The following is a 13,693-nucleotide window of genomic DNA, read 5'->3' as shown; positions in this document are numbered from 1 at the left end:
GGGGGCTACCCCACCCTGGCATGACGTCGATGACCACCCGTGTCCTAACCGGCATCACCACCTCCGGCACCCCGCATCTGGGCAATTACGTTGGAGCGATCCGCCCGGCCATCCAGGCCAGTGCCGGTGCCGATGCGGAGAGCTTTTATTTCCTGGCCGATCTGCATAGCCTGATCAAGGCCCAGGACCCAGCGCGTACGCAGCGTTCGACGCTGGAAATCGCCGCCACCTGGCTGGCCTGCGGCCTGGACCCGGACAAGGTGTGGTTCTACCGGCAGTCCGATGTGCCCGAAACCACCGAGTTGATGTGGTTGCTGACCTGCGTGGCCGGCAAGGGCATCCTCAATCGCGCGCATGCCTACAAGGCGGCAGTGGACAAGAACCGCGCCGATGGCGAGGACGAGGATGCCGGTGTCACCGCAGGCTTGTTCATGTATCCGGTGCTGATGGCGGCCGATATCCTGATCTTCAATGCGCACAAGGTGCCGGTGGGGCGCGACCAGATCCAGCACATCGAAATGGCACGCGATTTCGCGCAGCGGTTCAATCATGTCTACGGGCGCGACTTTTTTACCTTGCCCGAAGTGGTGATCGACGAGCAGGTGTCCACCTTGCCGGGCCTGGACGGCCGCAAGATGAGCAAGAGCTATAGCAACACCATTCCACTGTTCGCGCCGCGCGAGGAATTGCGCAAGCTGGTATATTCCATCCTTACCGATTCGCGTGCGCCTGGCCAAGCGAAGGACACGCAGGGGTCGGCGTTGTTTCAGCTGTACCAGGCATTTGCCACGCCGCAGGAATCTGCGGCTTTTGCGCAGGCGTTTGCCGATGGCATCGGCTGGGGCGATGCCAAGCAGCAGCTGTTCGAGCGGATCGATCAAGAGATTGCGCCGCTGCGTACACGCTACGAGGCGTTGATGGCAGAGCCAGCCAAGATCGAAGCGATTCTGCGCGCCGGTGGTGCACGTCTGCGCGCGCGCTATGCCACCCCGCTGCTGGCCGAGTTGCGCGATGCGGTGGGCTTGCGCGATCTGTCCAGCCAGGCCGCCACCGCGGCGGTGCAGGCCAGCGAAAAGATCGCGCTGCCGGTGTTCAAGCAATATCGTGAACGCGATGGGCAGTTCTATTTCAAGTTGAACGATGGCGCCGGCGCATTGCTGCTGCAGAGCGATGGTTTCGCTTCGCCACGCGATGCCGGACAGGTGATCGCACGGTTGAAACAGGCTACCCAGGCCAGCGATTTGCAGCTGCCGGGCGTGCATGCGCAAGTGGATGCGGACGTGATTCTTGCCGCGATGGATGCCTTGCGCGAGGCGTGACCTGCGCGGTGCAGCAGGCGGAGAGGTGGGGCGTCGCGGCTGGGTAAGCTCGTGCCTGTGGCAACATGCACGACAGCGACGCCAGGCTTGGGCCTACACTGCAGTTTCGACAGCCGCCGCGGGGTGCCAATGACAGCGACAGCCGAGTTCAACATCCACACCATCGATACCGGCTTTGGTGGCGTGCAATTTGATGCGGCGTATCTGGTGGTCCAAGCGCAGCATGCTGCCTTGATCGATTGCGGTACCTCGCTATCGGTACCGCAGGTGCTGGCCGCGGTGCAGGCGGCCGGGTTGTCGCCAGCGCAGGTGGAGTGGTTGATCCTGACCCATGTGCATCTGGATCATGCTGGCGGTGCAGGTGCCTTGTTGCGACATTTGCCCAATGCGCAGGTGCTGGTGCATCCGCGCGGTGCGCCGCACCTGATCGACCCTGCGCGGCTGATTGCCGGCGCCACCGCGGTGTATGGCGAGGCGGAGATGGCGCGCAATTACGGCGTTATCGAGCCGGTGCCGGCCGAGCGCGTGGTGGCGGCGGGCGAGGGTCATACCGTGATGCTGGGCGAGCGCGCGCTGCGCACCCTCGAGACGCCAGGACATGCGCGCCATCATCTGTGCGTGTGGGATGCGCGCAGCCGCAGCTGGTTCACCGGCGACACCTTCGGCCTGTCGTATCGCCCGTTGGACAGTGCGCGTGGCGCCTTCATCCTGCCGACGTCTTCACCGGTGCAGTTCGAACCCGAGGCCATGCTGCAATCGATCGCGCGCCTGATGGACGCCGCACCAGAGGCGATGTATCTGACCCATTACGGCCGTGTCACCTCGCCAGAACCGTTGGCGCGGGCGCTGGGCGAGCAGATTCATGCGATGACCGACATTGCGCTGGGTTGCACGCAGCGTCCGGACCGGCATCGCTGCATGGTGGCGGCGTTGACCCAATTGTATTTGGAACGCGCGCGCCAACATGAGTGTCGGTTGGACGATGCCGCCGTGGAGCGGCTGCTGGCAACAGATATCGAGCTCAACGCGCAGGGGCTGGGCTGTTGGCTGGATCGTGCGGCGCCTACGGGTTAGCGCTCCTGGAGCGGCTGATACCGCCGCTCGAATGCTGTGGCGAATTGTCACGTTGTTTAAAAGCCGATCAGTCGAGTGCGCGGTGCCCTGGCCGCTTGCGGGACACGCCGCAAGTACGTCCTTGTAGGCTCGTTGGCGGCATCCATGCCGCCAACGGTCCCGCAAGCGGCGAGGACACCGCACCAGACAATTTGCTGGTTGTCTAAGTGAGCATTGTGCGCGGCGGCCATCTCAACGTGTCCCTGTCCGCTCACCGTCGTGGGACCTTCTGCGCAGAGTTCGTGCAGGAGCACGTCCAAGTAAGTACTTGCGGTGGTTTGCATGTTGGACGGGCAAGGGTTCTGCAGCCAAGCCACAGGTGATTTGCTCGTGAGCTGGCTAACTACAGGTAGCGAGCAGGCGGCGGGTGGATGTGGACAACGCGCTCAGAGCCGCGGCGTACGCGTGGCGCATGCCGATTCCGACCGGCGTCCGCACCTGCCTGGCGGCTGCGCAGTGTTGTTGTTGGCCCTTCTTCGCCACGCACGCAATCCCTGCGATCGACTGCATTCTCCCGTCAGAGCGCTCCTGGATTGGCTGCACGCTTGTAAACTATGTGTCATCTACCGTTGCAAGGCCTCTCCGTGAATCCGATGCGCATCCTGCTGTTGTCTGCCTGCCTGTTTGTGGGAGGTGTGGCGCAGGCCGCCAATGATCTGCCGGGTGGCGGCATCGATGCCGAGGCATTGTCGCGTCACGTGCGCTTGCTGGCGTCGGACGATTTCGAAGGGCGCGCGCCGGCCAGCGCCGGCGAGCAGCGCACGGTCGATTACCTGGTCGAGCAGTTCAAGGCGGCCGGCCTGGAGCCAGGCGGCGAGCAGGGCAGCTGGACCCAGGCCGTGCCGCTGGTGCGCGCGCAGGTGGATGGCCCGGTGCGCGCGAGTCTACGTGTCGGCGGCAAGACCCAGGCGTTGGTCAATGGCAACGATGTGACCCTGCAAAGCCTGCGCCCGCAGCAGGCGGTTGCGTTGAAGAACGCGCCACTGGTGTTCGTCGGTTACGGCATCAGTGCGCCAGAGCGCCAGTGGGACGATTACAAGGGCGTGGACCTGCGCGGCAAGATCGCGGTGGTACTGATCAACGATGCCGATTTCGAATCGCCGCAGCCGGGCGCGTTCGACGGCAAGGCCGTGACGTATTACGGCCGATGGACCTACAAGTACGAAGAGGCCGCACGGCGCGGCGCGGCCGGTGTGTTGATCGTGCACGAGACGGCGCCGGCGGCGTATGGCTGGGCCACCGTGCAGAGCTCGGGCATGTCGCCGTTGTTCGACATCGAGCGCAGTGATGCCGACGCCCGCGCGCAGCATGTGCCGGTGCGTGGCTGGATGCAGCGTGCACTGGCGGTGTCGTTGTTCAAGCAGGCCGGCCTGGATTTCGAACAGGCCAAGCTGCGTGCGCAGCAGCGCGACTTCGCGCCTGTGGCGCTGGGCGATGCGGCGTTGTCGGTGGATTTCAAGCTCAAGCGCGAGCGCGTGGTGACGCATAACGTGGTGGCCAAACTCACCGGCAGTGCGCATCCGGATGAGACGGTGATCTTTTCCGCGCACTGGGATGCGTTTGGGATCGGTAAGGCCGATGCCGGTGGCGATACGGTTCGGCGTGGCGCGGTGGACAACGCCACCGGCGTGGCCAGCGTGCTGGAGTTGGCGCGCGTATTCGCAGCCGGCCCCAAGCCGCAGCGCACGTTGTATTTCATCGCGTTGACTGCCGAGGAAAAGGGCCTGCTCGGCGCCAACTACTACGCCGCGCATCCGCTGGCGCCGTTGGACAAGACCGTGGCCGTGCTCAACATGGAAATGTTCAGCCCCGATGGCCCGACCCGCGACATCGCCTCGTGGGGACGTGGGCGGGTGTCGCTGGAAGGTGACCTTGAAACCGCCGCCAAGGCGCGTGGTCGCAGCTACTCGCCGGACCCGAATCTGGAAGCAGGCTTCTTCTACCGCGCCGATCATTTTGCGTTCGCGCGCATGGGTGTGCCGGCGATCACCGCCGGCCCCGGCCTGGACATGCTCGATGGCGGCGTCAAAGCCGGCAAGGCACTGCGCGATAAGTATTTCGCCGAGTGCTACCACCAGCCGTGCGATCGCTGGACCCCGCAATGGGATGCCAGCGGCCATGCCGCCGATACCACGCTGGTCTACGACGTGGGCGTGGCGCTGGCCAATGGCCGGCAGTGGCCGAGCTGGCAGGATGGCTCGGAATTCAAGGCGATCCGTGCCAAGAGCGATGCGGCGCGCAAGTAAGCGCGCAGGAGCGAGAGGGTGCCGTGCCCTTGATCGAGGCCAAGAGCAGCGATCAGGACGCCTGCGCTGATCGCCAGACGGGCGCAGCCGGATTCGATGCGGCATGTGCGCTCGTACACTTGGGATGCTGCGCGCTGTCCATGCGGATCGGATGACTGAGCGCTACGCCAAGCGAACGCAACCAATGCTCGGTGGCATGCACTTGCTCGTGCGTGTGCGCATCCCGCGCGCCGCCCACGCTCGCCAGACGGCTGCTCGGGACGTTGGTCCTCGCGCAGTGCACATGCTGGCGTTGTGATCAACGCCAGCGCATTGAACGACTGTGTATAGGCGTGCCCTACGGCTTGGCGGTATTGGGTGAGTTGCCGCTGCCGGCACGCCTGCTCTTGTCGCTGCCGCCGCATGGATAGCGCTTTGCCAGCGCCTGGACGATCAAGTCGGGTGCGGCTTGGTCCTGGCGTGTATCGGGCAGCGCGCCGATATCGGCGATGACCGCCTGCAGATCGGGCGTGCCGGTGCTGCCCGCCGGCATGCACCAGCCGGTGCGATAGCTGGCGCTGGCGACGCCGAGCAGATACGCGCCGGCGCGGCTGGCCGAGACAAGCACCTTGAACTCGCGTTGCTCTGGCGCGACGATTTCTGGCGCAAGCGATCCGTCCAGTCCGGCGTCGATCAGCTTGCGGCCGCTGAGTTCCCACGGCTCGGGAGCGCGTGCCGATGCCGTGGCGGATGTTGTGCACAGGGTGACCAGGGCCAGCCAGCGAAGAAGGCGATGCATATGCACGCTCGGATGCGGTGTGACGTGCACCATAGCGCGGCCGGGGTGCGGCGTGTGCTTTGCCATGTGCTCTAGAATTGAAGCTTCCGCTGCACTGCCTGGCACTGTTCCGATGTCTTCCTCTCACGATGCTGCCGCGCCTGCGCGCAGCGGGTTAGTCGTTCTCGCCTTGTTGCTGGTCTACGTGATGTGGGGCTCAACCTATCTGGCGATCCGATTTGCGCTGGAAGGTGGCGCGCAGCCGCTGACGATGGTGTCCGGCGCACGTTTCATCGTCGCCGGTAGCGTGCTCTACAGCGTGCTGCGCTGGCGCGGTGTGGCGGCGCCAACGCGTGCGCAGTGGAAGAACGTGGCGCTGATGGGGGCTGCGTTGCTGCTGCTGGGCAACGGCATGGTGGTGCTGGCCGAGCGCAGCGTGTCGTCCGGGCTGGCCGCCACTGCAGTGGCCTCGGTGCCTTTATGGATGGCCTTGTTTGGCGCGTTGCGCGGCCAGCATGCCAGCGGCGGCGAATGGCTGGGCATCGTGATCGGCTTTCTGGGCGTGGTGTGGCTCAACGCCGGCAGCAGCCTGACCGCGACGCCGGGCGGCCTGGTGTTGCTGCTGATCGCACCGATCGGCTGGGCATTCGGGTCGGTGTGGTCGCGCGGCCGCGATCTGCCTTCGCCGTTCATGACCGCCGCCGGGCAGATGCTGTGCGGCGGCGTGCTGCTGGTCAGTACCGGCCTGCTGATCGGCGAGCGCCCGCAGGTGTGGCCGAGTCCGCAAGGGCTGCTGGCGGTGGCCTACCTGTGCGTGTTCGGCTCGATCGTGGCGTTCACCGCCTACGTGTGGTTGCTGCATCACGTGCGCCCTGCGCTCGCCGGCAGCTACGCCTATGTCAACCCGGTGATTGCGGTCAGCCTGGGCGCCTGGCTCGGCCACGAGCGCTTCAGCGCGCACGACATCGGTGCGATGGCGGTGATCCTGGCCGGCGTGCTGGTGGTCACCTTCGCCAAGGCGCGGCGATGAGCGCGGTGTCGCCGCAGGAAGCGCGCCGCGGGTTGTTGATCACCGCTTCCACCTTCGTGCTGTGGGGGCTGGTGCCGGTGTACTGGCATCTGCTCAAGGCGGTGCCGTCGCTGCAGATCATCGCCCACCGCATCGTGTGGAGCACGGTGCTGGTGGTGGCGTGGCTGCTGGCGAGCTCGGGCCTGCGCTGGTGGCGCGGAATTGCCGCGCAGCCCGGCGCGCTGCGCATGCTGGCCGGCAGCAGCGTGGCGATCGCGTTCAACTGGGGCCTGTACATCTGGGCGATCAACGCCGGGCATGTGATCGAGGCCAGCCTGGGGTATTTCATCAACCCGCTGCTGAGCGTCTTGCTGGGCGTGCTGGTGTTGAAAGAGCGCCTGCGCCGCATCCAGTGGGTGGCGGTGACCTGCGCGGCAGCGGGCGTGCTGTGGCTGACCATCGATGCCGGCGCGCCGCCGTGGATTGCGTTGGGGCTGGCGGTGTCCTTCGGTATTTACGGGTTGCTGCGCAAATTGGTGGCGGTGCATCCGGTGGCCGGGCTGGGCGTGGAAGCGTGTACCTGTTCGTGCCGGCGCTGCTGCTGGCGGCGTGGGGCGAGCAGGGCCATGGTGGCGCCTTCCTGAGCGGCTGGAGCCTGCGCACCGATGCGATGCTGATCTTCGGCGGCGTGGTGACGGCGCTGCCGTTGATCGGTTTCGCCTACGGGGTGCGGCGCATTCCGTTGTCGCTGGTGGGCATCCTGCAATACATCGCGCCGAGCCTGCAGCTGCTGCTGGGTGTGTGGTTCTTCCACGAGCCGTTCGACCAGGGACGCGCGATTGGTTTTGCGGCGATCTGGGTGGGGTTGCTGCTGTTTGTCGGCGACAGCGTGGTGCGTTCGCGGCAGCCGGTGGTGACGCGCTGAGTCAGCGCTTCACCGCACGTCGTGCGTGTGGCATTTTCTCTGCGTCGCGTCAGCGTGCGCGATGTCGCGCTCAACTGCGCGGCGGCACGAACGGGCTGGCCACTGCCAGCGTGGACGCGGGCAGCGCCTGCGGTGCAGGGCAATGGCTGGGGTCTTGTTGCACCTGTGCCAGCCATTGGTCGATCGGTCCGCCGAGCACGTCCAGCCGCAGTGGCAGGCTCAAATGGTTTTCGCCAGGCAGTTCGAGGTAATGCGCACGCGCGCTGGCCAGGGCCAGTGCGCGGCCATGCGCCACAGGAATGTGCTGATCGGCATCGCCGTGCAACAGCAGCACGCAGCTGCGCGTGTCGGCCAGGGCGTGCGCGACATCGACACGGTCCAGGTCCAGCTTGAGCTGGGTGTCGGCCGCCGCAATCACCGCGTCGATATTCTGGTCGGCATAGCGCCAACGCGCATACGCCGCCACCGCCCGCCCACGCCAGCCGAGCGGTTGGCTGGCGAGCAGGTGCGGCACCATGTCGCGAATGCCGCGCCCGGCATTGGCGAAGGATTCCATTGCCACCACGCCGGTTACGCGCGAGCCGAGTTTGTCGGCAGTAAACAGCGCGGTGGCCGCACCGTAGGAAATACCGAACAGATACAGCGGCCCGCGGATTTCGCCGCGTGGTTGCAGTGAGTCGAGCACATCGATGACGTCGTCGGATTCGCGTGTGCCGTAGCCGGAGGGGCCGCCGCCGGAATGACCATGATTGCGAAGGTCGATGGTGACCACGCGGTAGCCGGCCTGCGCAAGCTGCAGCGACCAGGGCAGCAACGAGTCGCCATCCATCATCCAGCCGTGCAGCAGCACTACGGTGCCGCGCGGCACTGGCGGTTTGGCAGTCGGTAGCTGGAAACTGAAATCCACATCCAGCGCATGCGCCGGGTCGTTGCGCTGCCCCAGGTAGCGATAGTGCATGGCGTACTGGCCGGGGTCGATCGCGCGCCAGAAGATCGGCACGCCATCGCGCGTCACCACATGCCCGCTGCGGTTGGGCACCGTGGCGATGGTGGCGGCAATGCGTTCTTCGTCCAGTAGCGGCGAGGTGCCACCGGGCGCAACCAGGCGCTCGCTGAGCGAGGTCGAAGAAGAGGAGCAGCCGGCCAGCCACAGGCAGGCGCAGACCAGCACAAGCAGGCGCGTCATGGCGATCGATCGATGCAGCAAACGGCCGAGCAGGCTACGGCCTGCCCGACCCGCGCATCTACCGCACTGCAGTGACAAAACCATGACAGCCTGCAATGTGTTCAGCCGCAGCCGCCATGCGCTGTGCTCCGGCTGTCACCAATCCCCACTCCCGAATCCCGACTCCCGAATCCCTGCGGGCGAACAGCCCGCCTACACCTCACGCAACGCCGTGGTAATCGGCAGGCGCGCCGCACGCAGCGCCGGAAACAGCCCGCCCACCAGGCCGATGCCCAGCGCCCATTTCAGCCCGCTCCACAGCAGCTGCGGCGAGACCTTGAACTGGAACACCACCTGGCTGAAGTTGCTGCCCAGCGTGGAGACGGTGTAACCGTTGAACACCGCCCAGGCGATCGCTCCGCCCAGCAGCCCGCCCAGCAATGCCAGCAGCATGGTTTCCAGCATCAGCGCCATGATCACCGGCGTGCCGCGGAAGCCGATCGCGCGCATGGTGGCGATCTCGCGCGCGCGCGTGGCCACCGCTGCGTACATGGTGTTGAGCGCGCCGAATACCGCGCCCACTGCCATGATCGCCCCGATCACCGTGCCCAGGATGCTGATCAGCTTGTTCAGCCCGCCGCCCTGCTTGCCGTAATAGGCGCGGGTGGTTTCCACATCCAGCTTGAGCCGCGGATCGGCGGCCATGGCGGTCTTGAACGCGCTGAAGCCTGCCTTGCCGTTGGTGCGCACGCTGATCGATTGATAGGCGCTGCGGTTGTAGGTGGTGGCCAGGGTCTGCGCGTCGGTCCACAGCTCCGAATCGTGCGCATCGCCGGAGGCGAACACGCCCACCACCGTCCACTGCTGGCTGCCAAGCGTGAGGGTCTTGCCCAGCTCCAGTCCGCGGAACTGGTTCAACGCGCCCTTGCCCACCACCATTTCGCGCAGGCCGGTGTTGAAGCGGCGGCCCTGCACGATCTTGACCTTGTCATGCACGGCCCAGGCCTGTTCGCCCACGCCGCGCAGTTGTGCGTTGACGTCGGTGCCGTCGGAGCGCGAGGCGATGTTCACCACTTGCGAGAGTTCCGGCGACAGCATCGGGCGGCCATTGGCATCGGCGGCGATGCCGGGCAGGCTGCCGATCAGCGGCACCAGGTCGCGGGTGATCACCGAGTTGGTTTCGGCCTGCGAACCGCCGCGCAGGACAATGGCGGTGGTGTCGTCGCCGGTGCTGTTGAGCGTGGCCTGGAAGCCCTGGCCCATTGCCAGCATCGCCACCAGCACGCCGACCACGCCGGCAATGCCGACCACGATCACCGAGCTGGACCCCCAGCGCTGCGGCAGCGTGGCGATACCGATGCGTGCGGCAGCCAGCGAGAGCCTGCCGCTGCGGGTGGCCACCAGCCACACCGCCAGCAATCCACCGATCGGCAGCAGCACCATCCACGGCAGTGCGATCCAGGCAGCCAGCCCGATCGCCAGCAGCACGACCGACAGCGCGTTGACCCCACGATCTTTCTATTTGCGTTGCATGTGCATGCTCCTGTCAGCGGCCGGCGAGTGCATCGACGATCTTCAAGCGCTGCGCGCGTAACGCCGGCAGCACGCCCACCACGATGCCGATGCCGGCCATCAGCCCGAAGGCGACCAGCCAGGTCTGCAGCGGCACGGTCTGGGTCGGCATCAGCCCACCGCTGCGTGCTGCAACCGCCGGGATCACCAGCGCGGCCAATCCCATGCCGATCAAACCGCCCAGGCCGATCAGCAACATCGACTCCACCATCACCAGGCTCAGCACGGTGCGGTCCTGAAAGCCCAGCGTCTTGAGCGTGGCCAGCTCCGGAATCCGCTCGCGCACGGCCTGGGCCATGGTGTTGCCGGTCAGCAGCAGCAAGGTGAAAAACACCGCGGCCATGATCGAGGTGACGATCAAGCCGATGTCGGCGAACTGTTTGACGAAGGCCTGCTGAAATGCCGATTCGGTCTGCGACTTGGTTTCATGGTCGGAGTTGGCCGACAACGCATCGATGGCCTGGGCCACGCGCGATGCCTGGTCGGCATTGCGCAGCGTCACCGTGTACCAACTCACCCTGCTTTTGATGTAGTCGTTTGACTCGTCGAAGTACTTCCAGTTCATCATCAACTGGCGTTCCTGGTTGGCCGCCACGGTGCGGTCTTTCATGCGGAAGATGCAGACCAGTTGCAGCGGCCAGTCATTGCTGCCGCCGCGCGGAAAGATGGTGGCCTGCAGCGGAATGGTGTCGCCGATCTTCCAGCCGTTTTCCTTGGCCAGGCTTTCGCCAACGATCGCGCCGGTGCGCGTGGTCTGGAACGCCTTGAGCTGATCCTTGGGCAATTGATATTCGCTGTACACATCGAAGAAATTGGGCGCCACCGAAAAATTCGGGAAGAAATTCTTCGGGTCGCGGTAGATGCCGCCGAACCACATTGCCGAAGTCACATCGCGTACGCCCGGCACGCTGCGGATCTGGTTTTCCAGAGTGATCGGCAACGACTGGGTGATCGACAAGCGCGATGCCACCACCAGCCGGTCCACGCCGCTGACGCTACCGCCGGAGGTGAAGGCCACGCGCACCGAATCGAGCATGCCGAACAATAAAAACGCCGCGACCACCGAGAGCAGGGTCAGCAAGGTGCGGGTCTTGCTGCGGAACAACTGCGCCCAAACCAGCGAGAGATACTTCATGGCAGCGCTCCCTTACAGTGCAAGCGGCGCGTCGGCCAGCTCGCCCTTGTCCAGATGGATGGTGTGGGTGGCGTATTCGGCGGCCTTGGGGTCGTGGGTGACCATCACGATGGTCTTGCCGTGTTCGCGATTGAGCTCCTGCAGCAGGCGCAGGATTTCTTCGGCGTTGTGGCGGTCCAGGTCGCCGGTGGGCTCGTCGCAGATCAGGAAGGTGGGATCAGACACGATTGCGCGCGCAATCGCCACGCGTTGCTGCTGGCCACCGGACAATTCGCTGGGCTTGTGGTTGCGGCGCTCCTGCAGGCCGACCAGGGTCAATGCGATCTCGGCATTGCGCTTGCGTTGGGCGGCATTGAGCGAGGTGAGCAGCAACGGCAGCTCCACGTTCTTCTGCGCGGTGAGCATCGGCATCAGGTTGTAGAACTGGAACACGAAACCGACGTGGTGACTGCGCCAGGTCGCCAGCTGCCCACCGCTCATGCGGTCGATACGTTCGCCTTCGATTTCGATCTCGCCACCGCTGGGGTTGTCCAGCCCGCCGATCAGGTTGAGCAAGGTGGTCTTGCCGGAGCCAGACGGCCCCATCAGTGCAACGAAATCGCCGCTGGCGATCTCCAGATCGATGCCGTGCAGTACCTGCACCTGCTCGGGGCCGCGTTGGTAGGTCTTGGTGATGTTGCGCAAACTGACGAGAGCGGACATGGCAACTCCTGGCGGTGCGATGGAAGAGATGAAGCGCTGCGCAGAGCGATGGCGAATGTGAGGCGGCTGCAGTAGCACGGTGAGCTGAAATGCGATGAAGCGCTGCGGCAAGTGCAGGCAAGGCAACGAGTGCTGTTGCGACACATGTGCCACGCACGTTGCCGGTGTCTGAAACGTGCGTGCGACAACGCTGGCTGAAAATGGTGAAGACCTGCGCCAGCGCAGATGCGCGAACACGCGGCCGATACTGCATTACTGGATTCAGCAGCGTTATCGCTGCGCGGCGCAGGCGCCTGCACCGCTGCCGTTTCCATCAACGCGCTTTCCGTGCTTCTGAGTGGTTGCTGCCTGCGCGGTTTGTCGTAGTGCGTTACTCGGCAGCGTCCCGTTCCGCGTCGGTCACCTTGTCGCCATCCTTCAAGGCTTGCGGCGGATTCAGTACCACGCTGTCGCCTGCGGCCAGGCCCGAGAGCACCTGCCTGTCCTCGCCCATCACCATCCCGGTCGTGACGGCACGCGCGCTGACGATGTTCTGCTCGCCGACCACGAACGCAACCGTGCGCGTATCGCGCTCCACCAGTGCGGCGGCCGGGACGCGCACGCCCTGCGGCTGGGTTGCCTGTTGCGGTTTGGCCTGCTCCAGAAAGCTCACCCGGACACCCATTTCCGGCACGATGCGCGGGTCCTTGACCTTGAGCGCCACGCGCACTTTCACCGTGGCCTTGCCGCGGTCGGCGGTGGGGATGATGGCGATGACCTCGCCTGGAATCTTCCATTCCGGATAGGCATTGAGCACCGCTTCCACCGGCATCTTGGGTTGCACGCGGCCGATGTAGGACTCGCCCACTTCCACCTCGATTTCCAGCGATTCCATGTCCACGATGGTGCCGATGCCGGTACGGGTGAACCCGCCGCCGGCCGACAACGGCGAGACGATTTCGCCCGGCTGCGCGGCCTTGGCCGTCACCACGCCGGCAAACGGCGCGCGCACTACGTTGAAGTCCGAGCGGATGCCGGCGATGGCCAGTTGGTCGGAGGCGACCTGCACGTTGCGCTGGGCGTTCTGCAACTGCGCGCGCAAGGCATCGCGCTGCGCGATGGCCTGGTCGTATTGCGAGCGCGACACTAGCTGCGCACCCACCAACGATTGCAGGCGCGTGGCATCGGCGTTGGCCACCGCCAGTTGCGCCTGCATGTTGTCGACCTGGCTGTGTGCGGCCGACAACTGCGAGGCCGACAGGGCGCGCTGCGCATCGGCATCGAGCGGGTCGAGGGTGGCCATCACCTGGCCTTGTTCGACGCGCATGCCTTCTTCGATCATCACCTCGCGCACCTTGCCGGTGACTTGCGCCGACACCGTGGCCATGCGTCGTGCCACCACATAGCCGGAGGCGTCCAGCACCGATGCGCTGCTGCTACCGGCGCTGATCGCCACCACCGGCGCGGTCTGCACCTTCACCACCGGCCGGCGCGTGAACCACCACGCGACGGCGGCCAGCACGATGACGACGATCACTGCAGCGAGGATCCAGCCGGTACGGCGGGCGGGCGGCGGCGTGGCAGGGCGCTGGCGGTCGATGCGGAGTTGCTTGAGCAGATCGGCGGAAGTGTTCATCGATGACCAGGACGGAAGGCTGCGCGAAATGTGACGGTCTGCAGGCGATGCCGCAAGCTGCCGGAAGTCACCAACTGCGGTGCGGCGACGAACGGTCGATGCGCCGATGCCACCGCCAGATGGTGCGCAGCATGC

The 13,693-nt window shown here is 65.5% G+C and carries 10 protein-coding genes, 1 other RNA gene and 2 pseudogenes; 5 read left to right on the top strand and 8 right to left on the bottom strand.

Going from position 1 to position 13,693, the window contains the following annotated elements:
* Nucleotides 1-29 precede the first annotated feature (29 nt).
* Nucleotides 30-1,319, top strand: a complete 1,290-nt coding sequence (locus ACCQ00_RS19325) for a tryptophan--tRNA ligase (RefSeq protein WP_039568540.1) — start codon at nt 30-32, stop codon at nt 1,317-1,319.
* Nucleotides 1,320-1,448: 129 nt separating this feature from the next.
* On the top strand, nt 1,449-2,393 hold the full coding sequence (locus tag ACCQ00_RS19320) for an MBL fold metallo-hydrolase (RefSeq protein WP_039568459.1): 945 nt from the start codon (nt 1,449-1,451) through the stop codon (nt 2,391-2,393).
* A gap of 67 nt (nt 2,394-2,460) precedes the next feature.
* Here the strand turns inward: ACCQ00_RS19320 and ACCQ00_RS19315 are convergent.
* Nucleotides 2,461-2,716: pseudogene (locus ACCQ00_RS19315) on the bottom strand (hypothetical protein).
* 53 nt (nt 2,717-2,769) lie between these two features.
* Nucleotides 2,770-2,846: non-coding RNA, sX9 sRNA (locus tag ACCQ00_RS19310), on the bottom strand.
* A 179-nt stretch (nt 2,847-3,025) separates the two neighbouring features.
* On the opposite strand from ACCQ00_RS19310, the gene ACCQ00_RS19305 reads away from it, so the two are divergent.
* Complete coding sequence (locus tag ACCQ00_RS19305; protein WP_419745758.1) at nt 3,026-4,678, top strand: M28 family metallopeptidase; 1,653 nt, start codon at nt 3,026-3,028, stop codon at nt 4,676-4,678.
* 337 nt (nt 4,679-5,015) lie between these two features.
* On the opposite strand, the gene ACCQ00_RS19300 is transcribed toward ACCQ00_RS19305, so the two are convergent.
* Nucleotides 5,016-5,489 carry a Rap1a/Tai family immunity protein gene (locus ACCQ00_RS19300; RefSeq protein WP_039568543.1) on the bottom strand — a complete coding sequence of 158 codons (474 nt, stop codon included), beginning with the start codon at nt 5,487-5,489 and terminating at the stop codon, nt 5,016-5,018.
* A gap of 31 nt (nt 5,490-5,520) precedes the next feature.
* Here ACCQ00_RS19300 and yedA point away from each other — a divergent pair, with 31 nt between their 5' ends.
* Both yedA and rarD read left to right on the top strand, forming a co-directional pair.
* Nucleotides 5,521-6,465, top strand: coding sequence for a drug/metabolite exporter YedA (gene yedA, locus ACCQ00_RS19295; protein ID WP_180301631.1), 945 nt, complete (start codon nt 5,521-5,523; stop codon nt 6,463-6,465).
* Nucleotides 6,462-7,369 (top strand): annotated as a pseudogene (rarD, locus tag ACCQ00_RS19290) (EamA family transporter RarD). The gene yedA and the pseudogene rarD overlap by 4 nt, the downstream one beginning before the upstream one ends.
* Nucleotides 7,370-7,439: 70 nt before the next feature.
* Here rarD and ACCQ00_RS19285 read toward each other — a convergent pair.
* The 5 genes from ACCQ00_RS19285 to ACCQ00_RS19265 all read right to left on the bottom strand — a co-directional run bounded on the left by ACCQ00_RS19285 (nt 7,440) and on the right by ACCQ00_RS19265 (nt 13,558).
* Nucleotides 7,440-8,555, bottom strand: a complete 1,116-nt coding sequence (locus ACCQ00_RS19285; protein ID WP_039568466.1) for an alpha/beta hydrolase family protein — start codon at nt 8,553-8,555, stop codon at nt 7,440-7,442.
* A gap of 192 nt (nt 8,556-8,747) precedes the next feature.
* Nucleotides 8,748-10,031: an ABC transporter permease gene (locus ACCQ00_RS19280; protein ID WP_162292278.1), complete on the bottom strand. Its 1,284-nt coding sequence runs from the start codon at nt 10,029-10,031 to the stop codon at nt 8,748-8,750.
* Nucleotides 10,032-10,080: 49 nt separating this feature from the next.
* The gene (locus ACCQ00_RS19275; RefSeq protein ID WP_039568468.1) at nt 10,081-11,241 is read right to left on the bottom strand and encodes an ABC transporter permease; all 1,161 of its coding nucleotides are present in this window, start codon (nt 11,239-11,241) and stop codon (nt 10,081-10,083) included.
* Between the two features lie 12 nt (nt 11,242-11,253).
* Nucleotides 11,254-11,943, bottom strand: a complete 690-nt coding sequence (locus ACCQ00_RS19270; protein WP_005914341.1) for an ABC transporter ATP-binding protein — start codon at nt 11,941-11,943, stop codon at nt 11,254-11,256.
* A 370-nt stretch (nt 11,944-12,313) separates the two neighbouring features.
* On the bottom strand, nt 12,314-13,558 hold the full coding sequence (locus ACCQ00_RS19265; protein ID WP_372354008.1) for an efflux RND transporter periplasmic adaptor subunit: 1,245 nt from the start codon (nt 13,556-13,558) through the stop codon (nt 12,314-12,316).
* Nucleotides 13,559-13,693 lie beyond the last annotated feature (135 nt).

The organism is Xanthomonas sp. NCPPB 3761, from assembly GCF_041475705.2.
Lineage (GTDB): Bacteria > Pseudomonadota > Gammaproteobacteria > Xanthomonadales > Xanthomonadaceae > Xanthomonas > Xanthomonas phaseoli.
The sequence above is the reverse complement of the archived record's forward strand: the minus strand, read 5'-3'. Positions and strand labels throughout refer to the sequence as shown.